Genomic DNA, 25,915 nt, shown 5'->3' with positions numbered 1-25,915 from the left:
TATCCAGCTCAGGGGCGTATTTCTGCACCCAGCGGTAGATCGTGGTGTGATCGACTGGCACACCCCGCTCGGTCATCATTTCTTCGAGATCGCGGTAGCTCACCCCGTAGCGGCAGTACCACCGCACTGCCCACAGGATGATGTCACGGGGGAAATGCCGACCGGAGAAGATGCCCATGGCTCTGATTATTTCACGCCGGTCTTTCTACTGCCCCAACTTTGCAACAGCACCTCCGAAGAGGGTGTTAACCTGCTCGTCTTAGAGCCAGAGCTGGATACTTCTAGTTCTAATGGCAAGCTCATGGTGCACGTCCTGGCCTCCCTAGCTGAGTGGGAGCGCGACTTACTGCGCGAGCGCACTAAAGACGGCGTTGCCTACGCCCGCAGCCAAGGCCGCTATCCCGGTCGCAAGCCGAAAATGTCTCCAGAGCAGGCCCACACCGCCCAAAGGCTGATCGAGGACGGGCATTCTTATTCTGCCGTGGCCCGAGGCTTTAACGTGTCTCGTCCTACGCTGTATAGGGCGCTAGAGCGTGCAAAAAAGGCGCAGCGGGAATCCGCTACGCCTTAATGCTCGCTTTCTTTTTAATTTTCATGCGTGCCCTTGTGCCTTTTTAGCTTCCTACGTTCGGCTCCTGGTCCTCGCCGCTCCCGCGTGCCCTAACTCGCTTGGCGTAGTCCCACAAGTCGTGCAGACTCCTTATGCCTACGCGCCCCTGTAAGACCCCGTCGAGCAGGTAATAACCCGCCACAATAAGCACCGCTACGACAGAGACGAAGATAACCGTCAGTAGCACGGCCAGTACCCCGTGACCGATGCCCTGGCCGCCGAAATCCAACAGCCACTGCATGTATCCAGGTGCGTCTGTTAGCCCGAAAGCAGCGGCTATCGGGCCGAGAATAACTAAAGCGCCCAAAATCACCGTCGCAGCCTGCAGCCCAATAGCTCCTAACGTCGCTATAGCCTGGTTCTGCCAGCCGCGTGCAGCCTCCTGGGCGGCTAACCCCTGCCTTACCTCTTCGGCTGCTTCCTCCGCACGGTCGGCTGCAGCCTCCTGGCGCTGGACTAAATCCTCTAGCGTCTGCGTGTACTTGCTAGAGGTCTGGGCCAAATTCGTTTCCAGCATCTCTTTCGTCTCGCTTTTCAGCTTGCTCATTGAGCTGTCTACGTAGCTCTTCAAAGCCGCGCTTACGGGTTCTGCGATCCTTTCTACGTCCTCGCTCCGTAGGTGAATATCCGTCTTGATCCCCACCAGCACGTGCAGGTGCTTGCGCATCTCCTCCAGGCTCGCCAGCATCTTCTCGGAAATCTCCGCGACGTTGCTCCCGTTCTTCGCCGAGGACTCGACCAGCCCCCTCGACACCATCAGCAGCTGGCGATACATCATGTCGCTGCGCTCCATCGCCTCTTGAATCGTGGTCTGGTCGCGCATTGTAAGGCCCTGTTCGGTCTGTTTGCGGGACAGCTCCTGGACCAGTCTTAACTGCTTTTCGTTCTCCTCCACCAGGCCAGCAGATACAAGCTCAGCCGCAGAAACATTTCCCGTGTGGGACCTACCCCGAACGACGTTCGGCGCTCCAGCGATGACGAGCATTCCCTGGTCTCGGGCGGCGCGCGCCGCTTCTAACGTCGTCGGGAACTCTGCCACCGAACATCCGAGCGCGGCCGCCGCTTCGACGTCGTCCCGCGTCGCCAAGTCATGACCGAAGAGCCGGATCAGGCCCTTCCGGGCAAGGCTTTCCAGCCATGCAAGCACGCGATCCCGCACGCCCTGTCGTTTCTCGCGGCTGCTGCGCCACCATTCGACGTGGTCGGCGGCGTCATCCTGCGACATTCCCTCGTTCAGCACGAGCCAGCGCTGCATCGTCATCGGATCTGCGAATTGCCCCTGTCCGGGCGTGTGGTCTTCATATGACACGACCGGCACACCTGCGCCCCGGCCCTCAGGCGCCGGGCTTCCGGAGCGGTCAGCAGGACGGGATAAGAGCTCGGCTCGCGGCTCAAGTTCCTTCTCGAGCAGTTCGCGGCCGTATTCGCAGCGTACGTCGAGCCGATGCAGGACCTGGTGGTCGACTTGCCTGTCGTCCGTGCAAGCGAGGGCTTCCGAAAGCTCGGACGCGGCAGGAGAGTCAATGGCGGTCCCTACAATCGATCGCTCCTGGAACGCCAGCCCGTGGAGGACCGTGGTGGTCCCCGCAGCTCGAAGGCGCGCACCAGCCGATGCAATGGCAAGACTCGGATCGAGGACGACTCCCGGCCGGGGCCTCATCTCGCGCGACAACATGTCGCTGTGGACGTCGATGAGGCCCGGCAGCAGGTATGCCCCGCGAACATCGAGGTCACAGGAGGCCCCGGGAGGATGCGGCCCGACGTGCGCAATCCGGCCACCACGCACGATTAGCCTGGCGTCCTCGATGACCACGTCCGGCAGCACGGCGGAGGCATGGCCGATCACCAGATCGCTCACTGCGCCGTCCGGGGTAAAGGGTGTCATGGCTGATCAGCCTGACATTTGCTTCTTGCCTGGATGTGTACGCCGCCTTAACTGCTGTGGGTTAACGGGCTGTTTCATCGGAGTTCACAAACCGTTCACTCCCACAGCGCCCGGAGTTCACAAGTCCTCTATACGCTTTCACTCGTACAGCGCACTCGTATAGAGGACTTTCATGATAGAGCTCGTCGATGTCAGCAAGACTTACGAAGGCGGCGTTCAAGCATTGGCCCGAACCGATCTGTCGATCGAGCGCGGAAAAGTCACCGTGCTGCTCGGCCCGTCGGGTGCCGGCAAGTCGACCTTGCTGCGATGCATGAACCTGCTCGCCAAACCCACCACCGGCTCCGTGCGGGTTGACGGGACGGCGTTACTCGACTCCCGCCGCGAATTGCGTCGACACCGCCGCCGCACGGGGATGGTATTCCAACACCACCAGCTGATCCCACGCTTCTCGGCCTTGCGCAACGTGCTCCTCGGCCGGGTCGGTTATCACAGCTTCTGGCAGAGCATCCTGCCCTCCAGTCGCGGCGACCAGCGCATCGCGCTCGAAGCGCTCGAACGCGTCGGACTGCTGGACAAGGCCCTGACCCGGGTAGACAACCTGAGCGGTGGCATGCAGCAGCGAGTAGGCATCGCTCGAGCGCTCGCGCAGCAACCGGACCTGATCCTTGCCGATGAGCCGGTCGCCAGCCTCGATCCCAACTCTGCGCGTCTCGTGATGGAGCTGCTGCGCCGAGTCTGTCAGGAGAGCGGCATCGCCCTGGTTGCCAGCCTCCACCAGGTCGACCTCGCGCTCGAGCACGCCGACCGCATCGTCGGCCTGGCACACGGGGAAATCGTCTACGACGGCCCTGCAGCCGGGGTCACCGATGAGGATTTGCTGGTGATTTACGGCGGCGTGCCCGCCGACGAGCAGGCCGATGCCCTTCCACTGTCGGCACAGACCGTTTCGCTGCCGACTTCTGCTGACTAGCAAACGCTCAGGACTCAATAACCTCGACCGCCACCCCCGAGATCGACCACCTTCCGAACTACTGAAACAGGATTGAATTCCCATGCCTAGACCCACCCGCTTGGCGACTGCCGCGATCGCTGTAACGACTGCCTTCGCCTTCGGCCTCTCCGGTTGTGGTGCCAGTTCAGAGGTAACCACCGCCCCGGAAACCCTCCGCGTTGCGCTGCTTCCCGACGAGAACGCGTCGGAGGTGATCAAGAACAATGAGCCCCTCGAGGAGTACATCGAAAAGGAACTCGGGCTTGACGTCGAGCTCGTGGTGACGACCGATTACTCCTCGATGATCGAGGCGATGGCCCACGGCCGCATCGACCTCGGCTACTTCGGCCCTCTGTCCTACGTCCTCGCCCAGGAGAAGGCCGACATCGAGCCCTTCGCCGCCCTGCAGGAAGTCGAGGGTGAGGACCCGACATACCAGGCAGTGTTCATCGCCAACGCGGATTCCGGCATCGAGGACCTCGCGGATGTCGCCGGCAAGACCGTTGCGTGGGGAGACCAGACCAGCACGTCCAGTCACCTCATTCCCAAGGCCATGCTCGCCGAAGAGGCGGACCTCCGAGTAGACCAGGGTGACTACGAGGAACAGTACGTCGGCTCCCATGATGCTGTGGCCTTGACAGTGCAGAACGCCAATGCGGACGCGGGGGGCATGAGCTTGCCCATCTATGAGCGCATGGTCGAGGAGGGGCTCATCGACTCCGAGACTGTCGTGAAAGTCCAGGAATCGGATCTCTATGCCAACTACCCCTGGACGATGCAGTCCAATCTGCCCGAGGACCTGAAGGAGAAGCTGCGGGCGGCGTTCCTGGAACTCGACGATCCCGAGGTGCTCGAACCATTCGGAGCCGCCGGCTTCGCAGAGGTTGCCGATTCGGACTACGATCAGGTTCGCGACCTCGCTCCGCTGCTCGACATCGATCTCGAGGAGTACCAGTGAGCAGCCCCGCGGTCAGCGTGCCGCGCGAGGATCGCAGAGAGCAGGAATACCAGCGAATCACCGACCAGGCACAATCCGGCTGGAGGCGCTCGTTCTCCATCACGGGCTTGATCCTCGTCGCGGTGATCCTGAGTGCCTGGGCCGTGGGTCTGCTCGACGCCAACCGCATGGTCACAGGCCTCGCCGACATTGCCGACCTGCTCAGCGAGATGTGGGTGCCGGACTTCACCCATCTGAACAGCTGGTGGGGGCCCCTGCTCGACTCGATGACAATGAGCATCGCGGCCACAGCACTGGCTGTGCTGCTCTCCGTCCCTCTCGCATTGCTCGGAGCACGCAACACCTCACCGCACCCGGCGATCTACTGGGTCGCGCGGCTCATCCTGAACGTGCTGCGATCAGTGCCCGAACTGATCATGGCGATCGTATTCGTCGCCGCCGTCGGCTTCGGCGCGCTGCCCGGGGCTTTGGCATTGGGGATCCATTCTGCCGGCATGGTGGGAAAGTTCTTCGCCGAAGCGATTGAGCGCGCTGCCGAAGCCCCTGTCGAGGCCGCCAGGGCGACAGGAGCCGGCCCGGCCCAAGTGATTCTCCACGGCATCCTGCCCCAGGTGCTGCCGCAGATGGCCGACGTCACCGTCTACAGGTGGGAGTACAATTTCCGAGCGTCGGTCGTCGTCGGGGTCGTCGGCGCCGGCGGCATCGGCTTCGAACTCATCGCCGCCCTGCGAACCTTCCAGTACGACGAGGTCGCCGCAATCCTGCTCGTCATCCTGGCCACCGTGACCGTAGTCGACGCTCTCGGCGGAGCGTTGCGAAAGAGGTTCCAATGAAACAACACAGTCGACGTCCGAAGGTCGTACTGACGCACCGCGTGCATGCGCCGATCCTCGAATTGCTCAGCGAAAGCTGCGAAGTTGTCGCCAACCAGAGCGACAGCAGTCTCCCGGCCTCCGAGGTGCGGCGCCGCGCAGCAGAGGCCGAAGGATTGATGGTGTTCATGCCCGACCGGGTCGATGCAGAGCTCCTCGACTCATGCCCCAACCTGAAGGTGGTCGCGGGAGCCCTCAAAGGGAACGACAACATCGACGTCGAGGCTTGCACAGAGCGAGGCATCTGGCTGACCAGGGTCGAGGACCTCCTGACCGAGCCCACCGCAGAACTGGCGGTCGGACTGCTCATCGGGCTCGCGCGGAACATCACCGCCGGGGACCGCCGGGTGCGCTCGAATTTCGCCGGGTGGCGGCCGACGCTCTACGGGAGGACCCTCGTAGGATCGACGATCGGCATCGTAGGGGCGGGCAACCTCGGCCGGGCTGTTGCACGGATGTTGCGGGGATTCGCACCCGAGTTGCTCTACTTCGACCCTGAACCGCTATCGGCGGCCGATGAAGCACTACTCGACATCCGGCGTGCGGACCTGTCCGACCTGCTGGAGCGCAGCGACGCCGTTGTGGTCTGCGCCCCACTGTCGGCGGAGACAGTCCACTTGCTCGACCGGAATCGGCTCGAGTCAATACGACCGGGGGCGCTACTCGTCAACGTCGGCCGCGGCTCCGTCGTCGACGAATCCGCGGTGATCGAGCTCCTACGCGCCGGACAGCTCGGTGGCTTCGCGGCTGACGTTTTCGAGTTCGAGGACCTGTCCCGACCGGACCGGCCCGCTGCCATCTCCGCCGAGCTGTTGGCGATGCAGGACCGCACGCTGTTCACGCCACACCTGGGATCTGCCGTGGCCGCGACTCGTCTCAAAATTGAGGAGCACGCCGCCACTGCCATACTGCAGGCCCTTGCAGGGCATGAACCACACGGAGCCGTCAACCGCCCGTGTGGCGTGGGATCTGCTGGAACGCCTACTGCCCTATGATCGGTCCTATCGGGGTCCGGGGAAGAATCGCCCGGAAATTCACGCTAAGGGCGCTCCGGCTCGGGCGGTGAAATTATATGGATCTAAGCGGCGGGCTCGCCAGCGCGTTTGATGGCACGGTAGACGGTGGACCGGGCTACGCCGAAAAGTTCGGCAATTTCAACAGTCGTGTGCGTTCCCGCCCGGTGAACGGAAACCAGGTGTGCTTCCTGGGCTTTGGAGAGTTTGGGTTGTTTTCCGCGTAGCCGGCCCTTTGCCTTGGCGACGGCCGTCCCCTCACGGGTGCTGTTGCAAAGTTGGGCGGAGAGCCGAGACGACCCAGTTTCTCATTTCCTGATGGCCGCTGCGTGCCGGCGTTCTCAGGCCGTCTCGAAGACCCGGTTGACGATCACCGCGTCCGGATTGGGGTGCCCATAAGCAAACATCGTGCCCTGACCTTTCCGTAATGAATGCATCGCTTCCATCCCTTTCAACGTCCGGTAGGCGGAAATTCGGTTTTTGAACGCCCCCTTCGGTCCCAGGATTCTTTTAAGTCGGCCATGATCTCCCTCGAGAACGTTGTTCAGGTATTTCACCTGCCGGTGCTCCACCGTCTGAGGGCAGATTCCCTCCGCCTTCAGCTCGGATATTGCCTTGGCCAGAGCTGGTGCCTTGTCGGTGTTGATGACCCGCGGGGACCCGGCTGTCGTATTCGATCGCAGCGTCTTGGCCAGGAAACGCTTGGCCGCAGCCACATTCCGTTTTGGTGAGAGGTAGAAGTCTAAGGTCTGCCCACCGGCGGTAATAGCCCGGTAGAGATAGCACCACGTGCCGCCGACCCGGATATAGGTCTCATCCACCCGCCAGGACTGGGCCTGCCAGTCGGGTACCTGCCGGTACCAGCGAGTGTGCTTATCCAGCTCAGGGGCGTATTTCTGCACCCAGCGGTAGATCGTGGTGTGATCGACTGGCACACCCCGCTCGGTCATCATTTCTTCGAGGTCGCGGTAGCTCACGCCGTAGCGGCAGTACCACCGCACCGCCCACAGGATGATGTCACGGGGGAAATGCCGACCGGAGAAGATGCCCATGGCTCTGATTATTTCACGCCGGTCTTTCTACTGCCCCAACTTTGCAACAGCACCTCAGATTCTCTTTACGAGGATCTGAAGGTTTCTTTTTACGTTCGCAAAATCTGCCGCGCTACTAGACCCCCGGGGCGGGGTGCTCACTAGGGAATCTCACCCGGCAATTAGTCCCTGATTTCGATAGAGACGGGACGCCCGAGCCTTTCGTTCTGCCGTAAGTCGATGATTCCGCAAAGCTCGTATTCTTTGAGCTCTTCAGAATGTCGGATATTACCTATGACCCCTTCACTACCGGCCCAACTCCGGTGGGCCATAACGAATTGGGAGGCATGCACCCATGCTTCCTTGCGGGTGTCGAACATCGGCGTCGTGTAGTAGACCTCGCCGGTAACGGGGTTGTGCACTAGGGCTAATGGCATAGTCTTTCCTTCCTCTTGGTCTGCCAAATAAGAACTTACTATCGCCATGTACACATCGAAATCGATTAGATTAGGTACACCCTATTGTTACGCCGTTCTGGGGCAGAATGTTTCCTGTAAAATAGGGCCATTCCTAGCGTTGTTTTACACCTGTATAATGGGGCTTAGACCTTACCTATACAGAAAGCGGTGAGTGTGGTGTTATCGTCTGACGGTTTCCATATTGAAAGTCATATTGACTCTGTACCCGCGTTGGCGCGGGTGAAAGATCTGCATGGTGGACTCTCGTCGGGGCAGCAGGCGTTGGGCAGGATTGTGCAATCTTTGCTTGCTAACGCTGATGGTCTCGACGGCATTCAGCTGTACGCCCTCACGGATGCAATCGAGTCCTATCGCGATGCGGTCATAGAACAAGAGAATGCTGCCTTTAAACCCTCGCGGAGCGAAGACTAATGGCCAATGACTCCGGTTCGCATGGTCAGCGAGTGGGCTATATCCGAGTTTCCACGGTGGAGCAGAATAATCAGCGCCAGAAAGAACTACTCAACGCTTCCGGCAGGATCGACCGGTTCTTTGAAGATAAGATTTCCGGCCGCACCAAGACTGCCCGCCCTGGACTGAAGGAGTGCATGGCGTATGTGCGCGACGGGGACGAACTCGTTGTCTCGTCGATCGACCGCCTCGCCCGATCGCTTACGGATCTTCGCGGGATTGTTGATGAACTTACCGGCAAAGGTGTGACTGTTACTTTTCTGCATGAGAACCTCGCGTTTGCGAAAGACACCACAGATCCACGCGCGGATTTAATGCTCGGCATTTTAGGGTCGTTCGCGGAGTTTGAACGGGCCATTATCCGCGAGCGCCAGGCGGAGGGGATTGCGTTGGCGAAAAAGGCAGGCAAGTACAAAGGCCGCAAACCAACTCTCAGCCCGCAGCAGGTAGCGGAGATTAAGCAGCGCGTGTTGACGGGGGAGTCGAAAGCAGCCTTGGCGCGAGAATTCGGAGTCACTCGCCCTACGGTGTATCGGGCATTGAAGGCACTATAGGTGTACAAATCGTTTCACCTGGTGTAAACATGTTTACATGAGTGGATCGGTAATTAGCTTGCGCGTTGACACCCGGCAAAAGGAGCGCTTGGATGCGCTTGCTTCTCGCACGGGAAGGTCTGGAGCGTTTTATCTACGCAAGGCCCTTGATTCTTATTTAGATCAGCTTGAGTACGTATACATACTTGAGGCAGAAGCTGAGGCAGCTCGACGCGGTGAACTAGAGACAATTTCGCTCCAGGAACTAGAGGACGAGTGTGGCTTGGTCGATTAGGTTCACCCCGCGTGCTGCGAAATCGTTCCGGAAGCTTGATAAACCTGTACAAAAACACATCAGTAAGTTTCTCCGCGAGGTAGCAGAGCTAGGCGATCCACATGTACGCGGTAAGGGACTTGTTGGAGACAAGTCTGGCTTGTGGCGGTGGAGAGTAGGAGACTACCGAGTAATTTCCTCTATCCACGAAGACACCGTAATCATTAACGTCATCGATGTCGGCCACCGGCGCAATATTTACCTATAGACACACCGCCTACAGCCGCCACTCCTGCCATTCCTTGGGTGGAGTCTAATGCTTTGGTGGCGAAGTTAGTGGCGATCATGTTTTGATCAATGATCAAATTAGTTTTTACGTGGAAGAAAAGAAGCGCGATTAGTCGGTTGTTTATATCCTTCCTTTTCTAAGTAGGAGGATAGATTTCTCCGGAACATGTCAGCATCATATTCAGCGTCAAGAACTTGATAAGGAATTGAGTCCTCATCTTGTAGGAGAGCTAGTTGCAAATGCTCGGCGCCTATTTTGTCTACACCAGCTTGTTCTGCGATTGAAGCGGCAACCGCGAAGCATTCTTGTGCCCTAGGTGTTAGTTCCATGGTTAAGTTAATTTTCTACTGTAGTACAGTTTCGCTCCACTCCCAGTACGGATCCTTGAAAATGGGGTTTATGTGCCTGCACGACCAGAACCGTCGTCCTCCCTCGGCGTCTTCGGTTTCAACCATTTCCCCATCGTTGGATGGACCACACTCTTTTTTGGGCGTGCCGTCTGGATGTCCATCGACCTTTGTCCACCCATAAGGAATTGCGGCCACTGGTTGAGAAGAAGATAGGGCAGGTTCTGCAGCAACAGCTGAATTCGGAGACAAGAGAAGGAAAGCTGCCATTGAAGCGGTGATTAAATTGCGGACTTTCACACTGGCCACCTCGACTAGGTATCGTAGTTAAGTTGCTCGCCTTCAATGCTAATGGCAAAGGAACTGAGATTCATCAATTAAGCAATAAGTAGTAAGTTTGCGCAGGTGCTTTAGGTAAAAGGAACTCGCCTCAAAGGGTGCCGCCTTTGTTTGTCTTGCTGGGGTTAGTCGTTGAGAACGTATCGAGACTGGAGGGCCGTAGAGCGATGCTTGACGTAGGTCGATCGTGGAGTAAAACTCGTATTCCTTGTTCAGCGTGGCGTCTGCGAGGTTGCCTCTTACTGCGGCGTCCTGCTCCCCGCTATAGCGTGATGCTCCTATGTTGTGTCAAGCTGATTTGAGAAGTTCTTCATAAGCCAACCTCAACTCCGGCAAAGGGCGCTTGCCGGTTTCGATATCACTGATTCTCGCCGGGGCACACCCGAGTTTTTCAGCAACCTGGGCTTGCGATAACTGCCTCTCGATCCGTCGAGCTTTGAGTTCATCAACCTCTACCTGGCCCGTTGGAAGAACGGCCTGACCCAAGCACAACACCCGGTAGACCTCCCTGACAATGGCGCGTTTCAGACACCGTAAGATCTCCTTTTTCGACAATCCTTCCTTGGTGCGTTTGGCTACGTAGTCCCTGGTGCGTTGGTCATGATGCATCCGCACCAACGCGATCCGATGCAACGCAGAATTCGCCCGACGATCACCACCCCGGTTGAGACGGTGCCGATGAGTCCGTCCAGAACTAGCCGGAATCGGTGCGGCCCCGCACAGATGAGCTAATGCTGCCTCGGAGTGAATCCGGCCTGGATTATCCCCCACACTGACAATCAGATCAGCAGCCACCACGGAACCACACCCAAATATCGAGGTCACATGCGGATTGATCATCTCAACCAGGATACTGATGTGTTTTTCCAGCTGCGTACCCTGTTTCTGTAAATCACGATAGGTGGTGGCTAATGTCTTCAACGCGAGGAGCACCCCATTTCTGGGGTCGGCCAGGTCAGCTGATGGTCGGCACCGGGACAAGGCCTCCACCATGACCAATGTGGACATCGCACTATAGCGGCGTCGAATCTCATCGGGTGCTGTGACCAGCAACGATTTGATCGTTGTCATCAGTTTCGCTGCTGTCATCACGAGCTGACGGCGGGTGATCTGCAACCCACGGAGGGATTCCACTGGCCCGGAAGTGTCTTTCGGGATGCTTAAGGCTTCCCCGGTGAGCACCTGGCGGGCGGCAGCGACAGCATCAACGGGGTCTGATTTGCCGTCCCGGCGTCGAACGGCCCGGGTAGGGCGTAAGACTTCTACGACTGAGTATTTCTGGGTGCGAAGGTGGCGTGTCAGGCCTGCTCCATAGGAGCTGGTTCCTTCCACACCGACGGTGGTGACACCGTAGGTTGCCATGAACTCTGAAATCGCCACGTAGCCAGGGTTGGTGGCGGGGAAGGTGTCGGTGGCGATGTGCCGGCCGGTGTCCGAAATAACGGCAACAGTGTGGGTATCGGTGTGGGTGTCGATTCCGGCAACGGGGCCGGTGGGGCAGTCGAAAGTGGTAGACATTGGGGATCAGGTCCTGTCTGTGAGCAAACGTGCGGGTGACCCGCGATCCGGGGTTTCCGGGCAGACAAGACGCTGATGGGACGACTACACTAGACACCTGCCGGGGTGGTCACGGTGGAGACGTCACGCTCCTATAAGGTCATGGGCGGATTCACCAGATTGCGGTACAGGGTCGGAACTAACATGGAAGACAGATCACGCTGAAGGCACATGAGGAGATCATGGCCAGTCAAGAAGTGGGTCATTCCACGTGGTTCCGATCCTGTATTCCCATTATCAGCGCCAAGATGAACCCGGTTGCGCATGCCCAGGCTTCGGCGCGAGTCCTGAAGCATGGAGTGGTGAAGTACTCCTCATTGGTGGTGGGGTTGAAAATAACTGCTGTCGTCACAGTGGTCCTTTCTCTCGGTGTGACTCTTTTAGTGTATGAGCGCTGTGTGCATACCCCGGTGGGCTGAGGAGCATAGGTGACTACGAAAAGGGACTGCTCTCTTTTGCGCGTGCGCGCCCTAACGTTTTGAGCGCGCTCTGTTGCTCATACTGGTCAGGCAATGCGCCGGCGCATTGCCTGACACAAGCGACCTGCTATCTGGTCACCGGTGTTCATACTCTCTGACCATGGCCTATGGTCGCTGGCGCGCCTAGTTTCATGGTACAAAGCCCTAGGCGACTGGCCTCAGGGCTACAAGCCTTGCAGCGCGCCTCGGCTGCCTATGCATGAGAACGAAACTCCTGGAGCGTCCAGGAAAGACGCGCTCCGGAGCGTTCCTCGCCGAGACAGACCCGTACAGTGTCATTAGTTCGCCGGTGGTTTGCCCCAGTCAGGGCGCTTGGTTAGGTGCCACGACCCGCACGAGGGCATTCGTAGATCCGCAGCGGCCCTGCCCGTCGCGACCGTTTCAGTGCTACATGCACGGCGTCATCATAGTGCTCGTGTTCGCGTTTACCAGTTTCGGAGCACAGTACGCGTTCGACTGGCGGCTTCTTCGACCTCCTCCGATGGTGCTTCATCACACAATGATTCTAAACTTCAGGTGTAACTGGCTCCTGTAGGTGACTGATGATGGTGGCAGCAACTACGAGCGCTGCGGCACCGAAGACTCCACCGGCGACCGCGACGGCTGTGTGGAAGCCTGTGAGGAACGCTCCACTGGCGACCATTACGCCGAGGACTGCGACGCCGACGACGCTGCCGGTCTGGCGGGCGGCATTGATGACTCCTCCTGCAATGCCGACATGTTCCGGCGGGGCCGAGGCCACTGCGGCCGAGGTCGCGGCCGGCATCGCGAAGGCCATCCCGAATCCAGCCGTGAAGGTCAACACCGCGACCACCACGTAAGGGGTTTCTGCGGTGAGCAGCACGAGGCTGCTGAAGCCGATCGTGCCGACTACCAGGCCGGTGAGCATGGTGGGGAACGCGCCCCACCGGGCGACGGCACGGCCGCCCAGCGGTGACGCGATCACGGCGCTGCACGCCTGTGGTGCCAGCGCGAGGCCTGCCAGCCACGGCTCGTATCCCAGGTACTGCTGGAAGAAGAGGGAGAGCACGAAGAGTTGTCCGAAGAAGCTGATGTTGAGCGCGAGCCCTACCATTGCGGCCACGGAGAACCGGGCACGAGTGAACAAGGCCATCGGCAGCATCGGGTCCGGGTGTCGTCGCTCTGCGATGATGAACAGGGCGAGGAAGACGCCCCCGGCGATCAGCGCGGCTACCTGCCAGGGTGACCATCCGTGTTCGCCTGCGGTGATGACTGCATAGGTTACTGCCACCAGCGTGAGCACGGAGAGCACCTGTCCGGGTAGGTCCACCCGTCTCGCGCGACTGCCCGTGAGCGCGGGAATTGCCCACAAGGTGAGCAGACAGCCGATAGCGACGATGGGGAGGTTGACCCAGAACACCGCCCGCCACCCGATCGTCGACACCAGCGCTCCGCCCAGGACCGGTCCGATCGCGGCGGCAACACCTCCTGCGCCGCCCCACAGCCCGATGGCGCGTGCTCGTTCCTTCGGATCGTCGTACACAGCCGACAGCAATGCCAGAGAGCCCGGCACGATCGCTGCCGCGCCCACGCCCTGGACGGCGCGACCAGCGACGAGGAACCCGCCTGTGGGAGCGAGGGCGCACACGGCCGAGAGCACAGCAAAGACCACCAGGCCAGCGAGGTAGACCCTGCGGGCCCCGAGACGGTCGCATGCGGCCCCAGCTGTGAGAAGGAACGCGGCGAACACGAGGGTGTAAGCGTCGACGACCCACTGCAGTGAGCCCACCGTCGTGTCGAGGTCAGTGCCGATCTCGGCGAGGGCGACATTGACGATGGTCGTATCGAGCATGACGATGAAGAAACCGAGGAGGGTCGCGACCAGCGCCGTGCGCCGATGCGCGGTCATACGCGAGACTCCAGCGAAGCCTCGGCGGGCGGGTGGCCGAAGTAGGTGCGCTTGCTCAGGTCTTGATCCCAGGTCCGGTAGGACCGGTCCAGCAGTGTCGGCAGCACCAGATCGAACAGGCGCCAGGACGCGGCGAAGTGCATGTCCCGGATCTCCCTGGCCGTCTCTCCCCCGGTGAGCGCGAGGAGTTGCTGGGCGACGAGGGGGCCCTCGTCGAGCCCAGCTGTCGTTCGCACTGCGGAGACTCCGCCCTGGGTCTCGTGGTTCTCGGCCATCCAATAGAACGGTGCCAGCCCCGCATAGCGGGGCAACGGGCTGGGGTGGAAGTTGAGGGCGTCGTAGCTCGGAACCGCGAGGAGTCGCTGCCCGAGCCGCAGCTGGTAGTTGGCGACGATGAAGTAGTCCGGCGCCAGGCCCCCAATGGCGGTAATGAATTCGTCGGTGTTGATGTGCGCCGGCCGCAGCGTATGCACATCCAGCTCGGCGGCGTCCTTCGCGAGGTCGAGGGGCTCGGGCTCATCGAGGTAGTAGTCACAGAGTGCGCCGGGTTCACGCAGCACCACAGCCGCCAGGATGACATCATCGTGCCTGGCAAGTCGGGTGAGGAAGTAAGAGCCAAAGACGGAATTGGTCTCGGTGAAGAGCACCATGCGTGTCATTTCGCCCACCACGCCTTCTCAACGGTCTTCGCTTCCCAGGTCAGGGTGTCGAAGAGCGCGTACCCGGGCTGCACGGGCAGAGGCGTACGGCCGGGCAAGTCCATGATCTCTTGGGCGAGGCGTTCAACGAGGACGCCTTCGGCCAGGGGCGGGCAGGCTCCGAAGATCGGCATCGTCTGCTTCTCCACGAACCACTCATCCAGCGTGCCTGGCGAGGGGAAGTCCTGATGCTCGGGCATGATGCGTTCCATCAGCCGGTGGATCACGTCCGGGGTGAACTCGGCATCCTCGGGGAGATCGTAGACCTCCTCGATGGGCATCGAGTCCTTCGTGTAGGTGAACACGACCGTCGAGTGCGCGACGGTCGGGATCTTGAACATGAACCTGCACCGGTCCGAGGCGCGGAAGGCGCGATGGAGGGCGTAGCGGTTGCTGATCTGGTAGAACTCCATCTGGTCCATCACATAGTCGCAGCCGTCCATGAACTCTTCAGCCGTGTCCGGGGTGATGCCCTCGGGGAAGACATCGATGTTGACATCCCCGGTCAGTGCGAAGACCTGCTCCGCGACGACTTCGGCCTTGTTGCGGCCGATCGTGTCTCGCCCGGCGCCGTACTGGCGTTGCACGTTAGTCAGGTCGAAGTGGTCGGGATCGGCCAGTTTCAGGTTGAGTGCGCCCATGCGCACCAAGCGGGCGGCTGCGGCACCGCCGATGCCCCCGGTGCCGACGATGCCGATCACGGCATCGCGCAACCGTGCTTGGCGTTCACGCTGTTCCTCGGTGGTGTCGCCGAGCCAACCCAGGTTGCGGTCAACGCGTTCCCAGTAGAAGTCCTCATCGTAGTGCCCGCGTAGCCGTTGGCGGTCCCCGTTCATCGCGATCGCTCCCTTCGCCTCCTGATGCAATGAATCTGGTGAGTTCAGACTATGCCTGCGATTGTTCGGTCGTCACCGAACAGTTCCGGGTGCACACTGGAGGCATGGTTGCGCGCGTGTTTCCTGAAGCGGTCCCGGATATCTCGACAGTCGCGTCGGCTCTGGCTGACTCGTCGCGGGCGGCCATGTGTGCTGCGCTCATGGACGGGCGGGCCTGGACGGTTGGTGAACTGGGCAGGTACGCGGGCCTGGCCCGGTCGACGGCGAGCGAGCATGTTGACGTGCTCGTCACCCACGGTCTCGTCCACGACATTCGGCAGGGCCGGCACCGCTACATTCGCCTGGCCGGGGAAGACATCGCACGAGTGGTCGAGAGCCTTGGCGTGGTCGCCCGCTCGCCCCTGCCCACTCCTCACAGCCTCAGCGCGTCACGGGCGAATGCGAACCTACGTGAAGGCCGCACCTGTTATCAGCACCTCGCCGGTAAGCTCGGGGTGCGCCTGGCTGAACAACTGGAAGAGCACGAGTTCATCGACTCGCACTGTCAGGTCACTAATCAAGGTCATCGCTTGTTCATACAGTGGGGTGTGCCCCCGAAGATGCTCGACACGGGCAGGTCGTGCATGGACTCCACCGAACGCCGCTTCCACCTCGCCGGCCCTCTCGGCACGGGAATCTGCAAGACTCTGCTGGATAAGGAATGGCTTTCCCGCAGGGGTCGTACCCGGGCCGTGCGTCTCACTCCCGCCGGGCGGGCAGCGCTCAACGACGCGGGGATCTCCCTCAATGGGCCCGAACCCCGGAAAGTGGAGACGTGACCTCTTGGGCTTTTAGGCGCTCTAGGATGTCTTCGAGGTCACGTCTAAAGCGTGGGGCGTCGATGTAGCGTCCCTGGGGCACTTAGTTACCTTTTCTGATTCTTTGCCGCTCTTTTTCTTTGTCCTAAGATTCTAGAAGATAAAACGGCCACGTGGAGGGCAATAAGGTGTGTGGTTGTTGTGGGGTGTGTGGTGGCAACCAAATCTATTGATTTGGGCGGCAGCCCAACGAGCCGTCAGGCGAGGCGGGAGCCTACACCGTAACCCATAAGATGACGTTTTGTTGGTTGATCGGCTGAGGATATAGATATACAGGGATATAGTTATAAGCCACCTGGGAAAATAGGTAAACCCGCAGGTAAAACCCTGTGGATAACTAGGCGTGTATCGGTAAATCTGCGCAGTCGTATCGGTAAATCTGCGCAGTCGTATCGGTAAATCTGCGCAGTCGTATCGGTAAATCTGCGCAGTTAGTTTTGAGGTATCGGTAAATCTGCGCAGTTTGACCTGCGGCTTCTGAGGTATCGGTAAATCTGCGCAGTCGTATCGGTAAATCTGCGCAGGGGCTTTTGGGTAAAAAGAAAGCGCCCCGTAGGGCGCTAGTCTTCTGCGTTCTGCTTAGTCTAGTTCGGGGCGTGGTGGTTTCTGCTGAACTGATGGGGCAGTTCTCGTGACCGTTACTCCGTCTGTGTCGGCTGTAATGCCGGCGTTGGGCCACGCGGTGCTGAGTTCAAGAATGGCTTTTTTAATCTCAGCACGGAAGTGGGCCCAGTCTTGTCCGGTCGCAAGTTCTTTGGTGGCGAAGCTGGTAGCGATCATCTCCCAAGTGAAGGTGTAGGCGTCGCGGTTGTTTTTAGCCAGCCAGTATTGCTTTACGGTAAGCCAGATGTACAAGTCCATGGCTCGTGGTTTGTTGAGCTCGCGTAGGACGTTGAGGTCGATAGGGATGGGGGATTCGGCAACGTGCTCGAAAAACTGGGGTGTGAGTTTGAGGTAAGACTCAATGAAACTGCCCTGGTTGGGGTCGCGGGTGTCGAACCAAAGATCCCAATCGTCGACGATTTGGGTGTGCTTTCCGCGTGCTCGAATTCCATCATCGGATTTCACAGTGATTCGTGAATCGGCTAGGCGCAGGAGCTGTTCTCGGACGATAGTTAGAGTGCCCTTGCTTCCCCCTGTGCCGCGCTGGCCAATGCCGATTGCTTGGAGGAATTGGTTCATCGAGCGACCAAGTGGGATGTGTAGCGCTTCTTCGTGATTAATCTTCCCCTCTTTGAGACGCCTCGCGTTTTCTACAGTGCGAGTAATGATGTAGGCCATGATGAGGCGCGGGTACTTGCCGTAGGGGAGTCCTTCGCCTGAATAGATGACAATTTTTCCATCTCCGTTTTGAAGAACTCGTTCTTTATTGTCGGTTTTGCGGTAGGGGAAGAGTGCTTGGACAAAAAGCTTGGAGGTGTAGCCGACGTCTTGGGCTTGCAGGAGTTCTTGTGCGGCGTCGTGTTCTTGCCTGCGGGCTAGTTCTTTGACTGCTTCGAGCTTGGCACGGCGCTCATCTGGGCTGTGTGGGGGCTGCATGGTGTCGTGGTCTCCTTTCGGATTATCGACACCGCCCGTGTTGTGCTTTGCTCACTGTCCGTGTGGAAGTGGTAAAGTCTTAACCGACACGGTGGTGTCGATTTTTGGTTTGAGCCCCCGCTAGAGTTGCAGCTCGATGATGCGGGGGTTTCCTCATGTTTTGAGGAACGTGCGCGCCTTGGACTTGAACCGAGGGTGTGTGCCGCTCGCGCTGCGCACCCCACGGGTGTGGGGCACGCCTTTTTATTTTCTCCGCCTATTAAATCACATCAGTGTGACTTACTGGGAGATTTAGTAATGGTGGCGGCTCTTGCCAAGAAGTCTTATCGGCTGTTTGCTTTGATGAAGCTTGCTCGGAACCTAAGGCATTAGTGGAGTCACTCTTGTTCTTCGGGCTCGTCTTTTATCCCGTTGAGCATTATTTGGTTAAACAAGTTGTTGATTGTCTTCTCTTCGAAGTCTGCAGCCACTTGATGGGACTGTCGATAGAATTGTTTAATCGACATTCTGTAAACAATGTTTACCACGCGTAAGACTGGAGGAGTCTTCTCAAACTCTTTAACAGCATCATGAGCGGCACGCGCCACAGAGAGGAAGGACGCCTCCGTGGACGCACTGCCATTTATCGGCTACCAATCATGTCCCCAGCTGCACTCATTGCCATGCCGGTCTGGACGCTCATTGCCCAGATACGACGCGCAGGATTGGGGACAGGAATCATCAGAGCACTAGGCAGGGTAATCGCCTGGTACTGCCTCACCTTCCTCGGCGTGATGATTGGCTCCATGGCTGACCACTACGAGCACGTTACGGACGAAACGAACGACTCGCCATACTCCAACACGTACGAAGACGCGCCCGCCAGCCCCGGCGAGTATTATGACCCGAACGAGCAACAGTAGCCGCAGCCGCTAACGCCGAAGACTGACTTTCTCTCTACCGAGGGCGCTGGCGGCTTCGTCGTTGTCCTGGCGCTCACTATCGCCAGCGTTCGCCTCATCTTCGCCAGAGGAATCTTCGGCACTAGGGGAGGATTCCTTAGCAGTCTTGAGCATTGCGTTGAAATCGCGTTGGCTCACGCCGATGAGCTCGCGTACGAGTTCTTTAGATTCGCCTAGGTCGATAACTGCTTGCGAGGCGTGACCAATCTTCTCGTTGAGATTCTCACGCTGGTCGATAAGCGACAGTAGCGAGTTGAGCTTCTTCTTGCGGTCACGCAGCTTACACTGTTCCTCTTCGAGATGCTGCCGCAGTTTCTGACGATTCTTCAAACTTCTACTTGCGGTAACCATAACCCCACAATGCCATCCCACACACCGTCCCAAACCTGACACAAACACCACGTGGGAAGCTCGGCGCAAGCAGAAGAAATCAGTGGACTATTCCCGCAGGTTTTTAACGCCGCTGCAGACCTGCCACGGCGGGCGCGAGCGCCCTTTTTACAACACACTATTGGCACTCTTAGTGTTAATCGGGTTTTGGCTGCTAGACTAGGTCGCATGATGACCCTGCGCGTAGTCAATAGCGGAACAGGTTATGAGTACCTGTTGCGCTCTGTGGCTACCAATGATGGGCCGACAGAAGCGCCAAGTTTGTCGAAGTATTACGACGCGAAGGGAACTCCACCAGGTCGTTGGTTAGGCTCTGGTTTGGCCGGTTTGAACACCGAAAACGTCGTGCAGGGTGGGGAAGTTACCGAGTCTCACATGGCCGCGTTGTACGGCGAGGGTCTGCACCCAGATGCGGATATGAAGATGTCCGAAGGTCAGAAAATCAAGGACGTCCAGTTGGGGCGTCCGTTTGCTAATTTCACGAATGATGTGCCGGTTTTGGTTGCTTTGCGTGACGCGGAACGCCGCCACCGTCAGACAACGGGCACGCTGATGGGAAAGCAGGAGCGCGCCGAGTTAGTCCAGGATATTGGCCGGGAGTTCTTCATTGAAGAACACGGCGTCGAGCCGCAATCGGGCCGGGAAGTCGTCAACTGGGTTAACGGGTTAAAGGACAATGTTCGGCAATCTGTCTCGGGTTTTGACCTGACCTTTTCGCCTGCTAAGTCCGTGTCGGTGGCGTGGGCGTTGTCTGATGAGAAGACCGCGCGGCGCATTGAGGCGCTTCATCACCAGGCCGTGAAAGAGGCCATAGCGTGGGCAGAAGACAACGTGTTTTTCACTCGCTCTGGCAAGCAAGGGCGTGAACAAGTTAAGACAAAAGGTGTTATTGCGTCCGAGTTTAAGCACTACGATACGCGCGCAGGAGACCCTGATCTGCACTCGCACGTGCTGGTATCCAACAAGGTTCAAGCCGAAGACGGACGTTGGTTATCGCTTGATTCCAAGGCGCTGCACAAGCAAGCGCAGGCCATTTCGCACCGCTATGACTCCATCTTGAACACCCTGCTTTCTAACCAAATGGGCTACACATTCACCGCCTGCGACCACGGGGTCAACAAGGAACCCACGTGGGAGATCGAGGGTGTTTCCGAGTCGCTGATGGAGTCGTTTTCTAAGCGTCGACGCGGCGCGCAGCCGGTCTACAAGCGACTGGTGGAAGAGTTTGTTGCCGCGCGTGGCACAACGCCAAACTCGGTTGAGGTGGGTCGTTTGTGGCAGCAAGCTATCTTGGAAACCCGTGACGCGAAGCGTGAACCAGAAAGCCTTACAGAGCTTCGCGCAGGCTGGAAAGCGGAAGTTTCCGCCCGTGATACTGGGGCAGAAGAACTCGCTGCCATCGCCCAACTTGCAGCAGATTCTGGCCATGATGAGCGCCCAGTATTTCACGCCGAAGACCACCTTCCGGGTCTTATCGACGAGGTTTTAGACACCGTTGTCAGGCGTCGTTCCTACTTTCGCGCCTCGCATGTAGCAACTGCTGCGGGTGGAAAACTCCAAGGCTATCGCTTTAATTCTCTTTCCGAGCGCGACCTTATCCACGCCACTGTGGTGGAGGCTATCGTGCGCGATAAGGCCATTTCCTTGAATGATTTTGACGTCCTGGAACCACCGGAGGCGCTGAAAAATGCGGCGGGTAAAGCCCGGGATAGCCGCGCGGATAGTGAGCTTTATACCACCCAGGACATCCTCGCTACCGAAGACAAAGCACTGGCTGCACTCAACGAGCCGGTGGCTGCATTCGCGCCCTCTCACGCGATTGATAAGGCTCTTGATGAGCACGAAAATGAGGCTGGCTTCCGTCTTAACGCCGGGCAGGAGTCCATGGCGCGCTACCTGCTTACCTGCGGCACACTGGCGGCTACCGGCGTAGGCCCGGCAGGTACCGGCAAGACCGCATCTATGCGCCTTGTTGCCAACGCGTGGGCGAACCAGGGCCGCAATGTGATTGGTCTGGCTCCGTCTGCGCAGGCGGCAGATGTGTTGTTTAAAGACTTAGGCTTTGACGCTTTTACCATCGACAAACTCACCTACACCTGGCGCGGAAACCACCCAACAAAGCCCGGCCATAGTCTTAAAGACCTTCCGGTATCCATTAACGCAGGCGATATGATCATCGTTGACGAGGCCGGCATGGCCTCGACCCCTAACATCGGCTCACTGTTAGAAATTGCCGAAGAAGCAGGCGCAGTCGTGCGCTTTATCGGCGACCATAAACAGCTCGGCGCGGTGGAAAACGGCGGACTTTTCGGCGCAATGGTCAATGCTTCTGGCCGCAGTGATAATCAACTCTCCGAAGTCGTGCGCTTCGGCGGAGACCGTGAGCAATCCGCTATCAGCTTGCGCTTGCGTGACGGTGAGTCGTCTACGTTCGACTTCTATCTAAAGCGTGGTTGGGTCAATGGTGGCGCACGCGGCGACATGCTGGATAAGGCCGCAGCAGACTACCTGGCTGATATTTCTAGCGGTAAAACCAGTCTTCTTATTGCTGCCACCAACCGCGATGTGGCAGAGCTTAACGAGACAATCCGCGCCCACTACATCGCCGTGGGCATTGTTGACACCACCGTGGAAGCCCAGCTTTCTAGAGGCGAAAAAGCAGGCGTTGGCGATACGATTCTGGCGCGCAAAAACCAGACTTTCTACGACGATGAGACCGCGACCAGTACCCGGATCAACAACGGCACCCTTATGACAGTCACCGCCATTGCCGACAACGGCAGTATCACCGCCCGCAACACAGCAACCGGTGAGACCCTGTGCCTGCCAGCAGACTACGTACACGACAATGTGCAGCTAGGCTATGCCGCTACTGTCCACCGCGCCCAGGGCAGCACCGTGGACTGCACCCGCGCGGTAATCGACCACCACGTGGATAGGGCCGGGCTGTATGTCGCACTTACACGCGGCAAAATCGCCAACCACATCTATGCTGTCACCGAACACCAGCTAGATGAACTGGCCGAAGAAGGCCACTACCACTACCAAGGCATAGACCACGCCCCAAGTGCTAGAGACGTCTTCGACAAGGCAATCTCGCGCGATACCACCCCGAAGGCCGCACGCGAGGTCATCGCCGAAGTCGTAGACGAGCAAACCTCACCCGATCGCATGATGGGCCTGTGGCTTATGGGCAAAGACGAAGCCACCAACGACTTCATCGACTCCTACCTGCCAGACTGGATCGACACCCTGCCCGGCGACCTTGCCCGCAAGATTGAAACCAGTAACGACGGTGTAGAACCTATCCGCCACGGCTGGGCAAAACTTATCGACGCAGGCATTGATCCGCGCACCGTCATGGACGCTGCTACCCGCGATATTGACAACGCCCACGATCCGGCACGTCTTATCCGCTACCGCCTAGACGAACAACTCCGCCTGCGCGATACGGGCAAACGCAACCAGCTTCCTCCTGTATCTGGTCAGACAGATATAGAACTCGATACGTGGCTGCGCACCCACAACCCTTACGACCGCGCGGAAACTGCTCGACTTACTGGAAAGGAAGGAAACCTCAACCAGCTCAACCAGGAGGTGCTGGCAGAGCACGCACGCTTTGCTCGTTCCAAGGTGGAATCGCTCACTTGGCAGGAAGCAAGTATTACTACTCGCCTCTACGAAGACAAAGACGCAGCCCTTAACGAGGTAAAGGCTAACTTCCAGCAGGTGCGTCTTGATGCTGCGCGTATTCGCGCCTATGAGCAGGCCATGGCAGACCACAGTTCCGCCTTGCGTGAAGAAGAAGCTGCCCTGGCAGACATTGAGCACCAACGCCTACTGGCTGATGATTACACCCGCCCGGTAGCCGAGCGGGCTTATGACCACGACGCGGCAGGCTATGGCACCTACCAACAGCGCATAGACCATGCGCACAAGCGTCTTGAACAGGCGCAACAGCGCCGCAGCCTAGCGCAGCAGGCCATTGAAGACACCGGCGCTAACCTTCCGGAGGCACGATTGTGGGAGGAAATCTGCTACCGCGCCGAGGACCACGAAGAATGGGACAAGCGCCTCCACGCAGCCCAACAGTACGACAGCGAACACACCGATAGGCTGCAACAACGCCTCGATACTATCCGCCGCGAGAAAATGGACTGGGCCGACCGCGCCGACATCGCTACCCGCTTGCGCGAAGAAGAAATCCCGAACGATGTTGCCGACCATGCAGGCTATATCGCCGATGAAGTAAACCTCCTGGCCGCACAACGCACCTACGAACTACGCCGCCTCGGCATAGACGAATCCGCCCAAGACACCATCCGCGACATGATGGCAGACACCATCGCCGCCGCCTACGAGCACGACACCACTGACTATGACGAGCCAGACACCTCCTACAACGAGGTGGAAGAAGAACCATCAGCACCTGAGACCACCCCAGAAGCCGACAACACCGACAACACCCAGGACGAAGACGCCGGCGATCTGCACCAGGGCGCACAAGCAGGCCTCGACTTCCTCGCTAGCCTCGGCCTAGGTGGCGAGCAACAAAGCGTTACCAGCGACAGCGATACCACTGACGAACAAGCACCTGCTGACGACCTTGAAGAAGAACAAGGCCCAGAGCTCTAGAAACAGCGAGGTAAAAGCACTAGAGCGCATATGTGTATATACCTATATCCGCATATGTGTATGTAGGTATATACACCAGATAGTTAGCTTCTTTCCTCGAGCCATCGTGTTGCCCACTCTTCAAAAAGTTGGGAGATACTCTTCTCTTCTTCCACTGCGGCGAGTTTGAGCTCTTTAATCAATTGCCGATCGCGGACGTACAACTGAAGGCGTGTCGCTTTATCGTTAGCTTGGGCGAACATCTTTGTTGAAGGCGAGACCTCCGACTTATTTCCAGACGATTCTTCCCGCGCCTTATTTTTAGCCTTTGGAATTGCCATTGCCTACCCCTTAATCCTCAAATGCTGCGACTACTTCTCGAGCCAAAGAATCCCAAACCTTCGTACTACTGGGCTTTGTTCCGAAAGCGCGACGTGTAGCCGCCCTCGTTGGGATGACTGTTTCAGCAAGCGCTGCAGTTTCATCACCCTCCAGTTCGGCATGGACTTCATCTAGAAGTTTTTCCCTTCTGTCGACATTCGACAGAACAACTGCTGTTGGTATCCCCATTTCTATTAGCCAAGAAAGTGTGACCTGCGTTCGATCAATATCCATCGGGGAAACACCAGTTGGAAGAAGGACTAAATCGGCAGCCTCGGCGCTTTCGGTTATGAAAGCTAAACCACCTGGAGGGGTGTCGACTATAAGAAAGTCCGGATTGTTCCCTCTCCTGACTACTCCAGGGAAATCATTTGAACTGCGGACAGATTCGATGGGAAATGGAAAATCCTTTACTCTGCTCGCCCATCGGGTGGCAGATTGCTGGGGGTCGCCGTCTGCGACTGCAACCGTATAACCCATCTTCCGAATTGCCTCTGCGAGCATTACCGAAAGTGTGGTCTTCCCTGTCCCGCCCTTCGACTGAATCACGGAAATTACTCGAGTCATAAAGCAAGAATAGATTTAGAGAAGATCTCTCCAGGTAGCGACATGCGCATGTGTGTATATCATGCTATGTGGAGGGAAACCATTAAGTAGAGAGCTGAACTAAAAATCACTTTATGCGCATGTACTGATATGCACATATGCATATATGCGCATCTCGAAATTTAAAGCTATCCACTTGCTGAGGGATATTCCGGTTGCGGGCGCGTTGTAAGGCGGTATGGTTTTGGGTGTCCGCAGCGCACCTCCCCCGGCGCATAGTCGGACGGAAGGAAAATAAAAAGCCACAATCCCCCCCGCAGGTGGCTTCTCCCCTAGTGCTCCCAACGACGAGAAGCACTAGGGGAGTTTCCTTTTATTGAGCGCCGTTTTCCTTCGGCCGGCCAGGGGTTTCGTGGAAAGATTGAAGATGTTTCTTGAAAGCCCCGTGACGGACGAGGGGCTTTTATGAAACTTCCTGACCAGATGTATTAGGTCCGCGGCAACACCCCGGTTACACGCAGTTTCGCCTCGGGTTACACAACAGAAGTAAATTTTTGACGTGAGCAGGAGCGCTCCTGAGAACGGGAAGTCAGGAAATTCCGCTTCCGACTCTTCCTGCCTCTCGGCAAGCTCCACGCTCCACGGTGAACGTTCGACAAGTTCGTCAAAGGTGAGCACCTCCGGTGACTTATGGTTCGAGCGGAAACTTTCAACGCTACGGAACTTCGAGCCAATTCGGTTGCCTTCGGCGCGGCACAAATCGCACATGGGCCGATCATCAGAAACGAACGTGGTTCAGCTGTTTTCGCAACTTTGCCGGAATCTGCGCCATCTCTGCTACTTTCACTGTCTCTTCAGCAGCGCGCACAGCTGCACCGCTACCCGGAACTTGACTAGTTCAGCGGGCGCTGTATAGTTCAGCGCATGCTGACTATTGCTTCGCGTCTCGACGTGATGAACCGCCTGGGTCGTGCACTGGCCGACCCCACTCGATCCCGGATCATCTGGTGCTGTTGCAACTTGGGGCGGGAGCCAAGAAAGCTCCGTTTTTATTGTGTGATCAACGCTATGTGCCTGTGTTGTCAGGCCGTCTCGAATACCCGGCTAACAATCACTGCATCCGGATTCGGGTG

At 58.2% G+C, this 25,915-nt stretch carries 24 protein-coding genes and 3 pseudogenes; 13 read left to right on the top strand and 14 right to left on the bottom strand.

From position 1 onward, the window contains the following. Positions 1-178 (bottom strand): annotated as a pseudogene (locus tag LG376_RS12555) (IS6 family transposase); the annotation flags it as partial. Between LG376_RS12555 and LG376_RS12550 the strand changes: the two are divergent. Next, the gene (locus LG376_RS12550) at positions 155-571 is read left to right on the top strand and encodes a recombinase family protein (RefSeq protein ID WP_225747416.1); all 417 of its coding nucleotides are present in this window, start codon (positions 155-157) and stop codon (positions 569-571) included. The pseudogene LG376_RS12555 and the gene LG376_RS12550 overlap by 24 nt on opposite strands. A gap of 43 nt (positions 572-614) precedes the next feature. Here LG376_RS12550 and LG376_RS12545 read toward each other — a convergent pair whose 3' ends face one another. Continuing rightward, positions 615-2,495, bottom strand: a complete 1,881-nt coding sequence (locus tag LG376_RS12545) for a hypothetical protein (RefSeq protein WP_225747415.1) — start codon at positions 2,493-2,495, stop codon at positions 615-617. Positions 2,496-2,667: 172 nt separating this feature from the next. On the opposite strand from LG376_RS12545, the gene phnC reads away from it, so the two are divergent. The 4 genes from phnC (at position 2,668) to LG376_RS12525 (ending at position 6,314) form a co-directional block, all read left to right on the top strand. Then, positions 2,668-3,468, top strand: a complete 801-nt coding sequence (phnC, locus tag LG376_RS12540; protein ID WP_225747414.1) for a phosphonate ABC transporter ATP-binding protein — start codon at positions 2,668-2,670, stop codon at positions 3,466-3,468. An 82-nt stretch (positions 3,469-3,550) separates the two neighbouring features. Next, positions 3,551-4,447 carry a phosphate/phosphite/phosphonate ABC transporter substrate-binding protein gene (gene phnD, locus LG376_RS12535; RefSeq protein WP_370633409.1) on the top strand — a complete coding sequence of 299 codons (897 nt, stop codon included), beginning with the start codon at positions 3,551-3,553 and terminating at the stop codon, positions 4,445-4,447. Between the two features lie 17 nt (positions 4,448-4,464). After that, complete coding sequence (phnE, locus tag LG376_RS12530) at positions 4,465-5,280, top strand: phosphonate ABC transporter, permease protein PhnE (protein ID WP_370633410.1); 816 nt, start codon at positions 4,465-4,467, stop codon at positions 5,278-5,280. Then, the gene (locus LG376_RS12525) at positions 5,277-6,314 is read left to right on the top strand and encodes a phosphonate dehydrogenase (protein ID WP_019481145.1); all 1,038 of its coding nucleotides are present in this window, start codon (positions 5,277-5,279) and stop codon (positions 6,312-6,314) included. Before phnE ends, LG376_RS12525 begins: the two co-directional genes overlap by 4 nt. A gap of 83 nt (positions 6,315-6,397) precedes the next feature. Here LG376_RS12525 and LG376_RS12520 read toward each other — a convergent pair. From LG376_RS12520 to LG376_RS12510, 3 genes and pseudogenes are all read right to left on the bottom strand, one after another. Further along, positions 6,398-6,598 (bottom strand): annotated as a pseudogene (locus tag LG376_RS12520) (helix-turn-helix domain-containing protein); the annotation flags it as partial. Between the two features lie 75 nt (positions 6,599-6,673). Next, the gene (locus LG376_RS12515; protein ID WP_005325321.1) at positions 6,674-7,384 is read right to left on the bottom strand and encodes an IS6 family transposase; all 711 of its coding nucleotides are present in this window, start codon (positions 7,382-7,384) and stop codon (positions 6,674-6,676) included. 161 nt (positions 7,385-7,545) lie between these two features. Next, entirely contained in the window at positions 7,546-7,800 is a 255-nt protein-coding gene (locus LG376_RS12510; RefSeq protein ID WP_225747411.1) for a hypothetical protein, read from the bottom strand. 189 nt (positions 7,801-7,989) lie between these two features. Here LG376_RS12510 and LG376_RS12505 point away from each other — a divergent pair, with 189 nt between their 5' ends. The 4 genes from LG376_RS12505 to LG376_RS12490 are packed head-to-tail and all read left to right on the top strand — an operon-like array spanning position 7,990 to position 9,367. After that, positions 7,990-8,253: a hypothetical protein gene (locus LG376_RS12505; RefSeq protein WP_225747410.1), complete on the top strand. Its 264-nt coding sequence runs from the start codon at positions 7,990-7,992 to the stop codon at positions 8,251-8,253. Then, positions 8,253-8,846, top strand: a complete 594-nt coding sequence (locus LG376_RS12500) for a recombinase family protein (RefSeq protein WP_225747409.1) — start codon at positions 8,253-8,255, stop codon at positions 8,844-8,846. The genes LG376_RS12505 and LG376_RS12500 overlap by 1 nt, the downstream gene beginning before the upstream one ends. A 37-nt stretch (positions 8,847-8,883) precedes the next feature. Further along, complete coding sequence (locus LG376_RS12495) at positions 8,884-9,120, top strand: peptidylprolyl isomerase (protein WP_049152098.1); 237 nt, start codon at positions 8,884-8,886, stop codon at positions 9,118-9,120. After that, positions 9,104-9,367 carry a type II toxin-antitoxin system RelE/ParE family toxin gene (locus LG376_RS12490; protein ID WP_080970061.1) on the top strand — a complete coding sequence of 88 codons (264 nt, stop codon included), beginning with the start codon at positions 9,104-9,106 and terminating at the stop codon, positions 9,365-9,367. The genes LG376_RS12495 and LG376_RS12490 overlap by 17 nt, the downstream gene beginning before the upstream one ends. Before the next feature lie 98 nt (positions 9,368-9,465). Here the strand turns inward: LG376_RS12490 and LG376_RS12485 are convergent, their stop codons facing one another. From LG376_RS12485 to LG376_RS12465, 5 genes are all read right to left on the bottom strand, one after another. Next, entirely contained in the window at positions 9,466-9,717 is a 252-nt protein-coding gene (locus LG376_RS12485; RefSeq protein ID WP_080970062.1) for a Clp protease N-terminal domain-containing protein, read from the bottom strand. Positions 9,718-10,362: 645 nt separating this feature from the next. Next, complete coding sequence (locus tag LG376_RS12480; RefSeq protein WP_005324630.1) at positions 10,363-11,592, bottom strand: IS110 family transposase; 1,230 nt, start codon at positions 11,590-11,592, stop codon at positions 10,363-10,365. A gap of 1,023 nt (positions 11,593-12,615) precedes the next feature. Then, positions 12,616-13,980 (bottom strand): MFS transporter, encoded by a 1,365-nt coding sequence (locus LG376_RS12475; protein ID WP_225747408.1) that lies wholly within the window; start codon positions 13,978-13,980, stop codon positions 12,616-12,618. Continuing rightward, the gene (locus tag LG376_RS12470) at positions 13,977-14,639 is read right to left on the bottom strand and encodes a formyltransferase family protein (protein ID WP_086589209.1); all 663 of its coding nucleotides are present in this window, start codon (positions 14,637-14,639) and stop codon (positions 13,977-13,979) included. The genes LG376_RS12475 and LG376_RS12470 overlap by 4 nt, the downstream gene beginning before the upstream one ends. Next, entirely contained in the window at positions 14,636-15,514 is an 879-nt protein-coding gene (locus LG376_RS12465; protein ID WP_225747407.1) for a ThiF family adenylyltransferase, read from the bottom strand. The genes LG376_RS12470 and LG376_RS12465 overlap by 4 nt, the downstream gene beginning before the upstream one ends. Before the next feature lie 29 nt (positions 15,515-15,543). Here LG376_RS12465 and LG376_RS12460 point away from each other — a divergent pair, with 29 nt between their 5' ends. Further along, complete coding sequence (locus LG376_RS12460) at positions 15,544-16,332, top strand: helix-turn-helix transcriptional regulator (RefSeq protein WP_225747406.1); 789 nt, start codon at positions 15,544-15,546, stop codon at positions 16,330-16,332. Positions 16,333-16,950: 618 nt separating this feature from the next. Here LG376_RS12460 and LG376_RS12455 read toward each other — a convergent pair. Then, the gene (locus tag LG376_RS12455) at positions 16,951-17,910 is read right to left on the bottom strand and encodes a replication protein RepA (protein ID WP_225747405.1); all 960 of its coding nucleotides are present in this window, start codon (positions 17,908-17,910) and stop codon (positions 16,951-16,953) included. Between the two features lie 638 nt (positions 17,911-18,548). On the opposite strand from LG376_RS12455, the gene LG376_RS12450 reads away from it, so the two are divergent. After that, positions 18,549-18,812, top strand: coding sequence for a hypothetical protein (locus LG376_RS12450; RefSeq protein ID WP_225747404.1), 264 nt, complete (start codon positions 18,549-18,551; stop codon positions 18,810-18,812). A 9-nt stretch (positions 18,813-18,821) separates the two neighbouring features. On the opposite strand, the gene LG376_RS12445 is transcribed toward LG376_RS12450, so the two are convergent. Continuing rightward, positions 18,822-19,181 carry a 3-deoxy-D-manno-octulosonate 8-phosphate phosphatase gene (locus LG376_RS12445; RefSeq protein WP_225747403.1) on the bottom strand — a complete coding sequence of 120 codons (360 nt, stop codon included), beginning with the start codon at positions 19,179-19,181 and terminating at the stop codon, positions 18,822-18,824. 228 nt (positions 19,182-19,409) lie between these two features. On the opposite strand from LG376_RS12445, the gene mobF reads away from it, so the two are divergent. Next, a complete protein-coding gene (mobF, locus tag LG376_RS12440; RefSeq protein WP_225747402.1) occupies positions 19,410-23,876 on the top strand; it encodes a MobF family relaxase in 4,467 nt (1,488 codons plus the stop codon). A gap of 83 nt (positions 23,877-23,959) precedes the next feature. On the opposite strand, the gene LG376_RS12435 is transcribed toward mobF, so the two are convergent. Next, positions 23,960-24,196, bottom strand: coding sequence for a hypothetical protein (locus tag LG376_RS12435; RefSeq protein WP_046095264.1), 237 nt, complete (start codon positions 24,194-24,196; stop codon positions 23,960-23,962). A gap of 10 nt (positions 24,197-24,206) precedes the next feature. Then, positions 24,207-24,803 carry a ParA family protein gene (locus tag LG376_RS12430; RefSeq protein WP_049147792.1) on the bottom strand — a complete coding sequence of 199 codons (597 nt, stop codon included), beginning with the start codon at positions 24,801-24,803 and terminating at the stop codon, positions 24,207-24,209. Positions 24,804-25,706: 903 nt separating this feature from the next. On the opposite strand from LG376_RS12430, the pseudogene LG376_RS12425 reads away from it, so the two are divergent. Beyond that, positions 25,707-25,915: pseudogene (locus LG376_RS12425) on the top strand (hypothetical protein); the annotation flags it as partial.

Source organism: Corynebacterium sp. Marseille-P4611 (assembly GCF_916618765.1).
Lineage (GTDB): Bacteria > Actinomycetota > Actinomycetes > Mycobacteriales > Mycobacteriaceae > Corynebacterium > Corynebacterium marquesiae.
The sequence above is the reverse complement of the archived record's forward strand: the minus strand, read 5'-3'. Positions and strand labels throughout refer to the sequence as shown.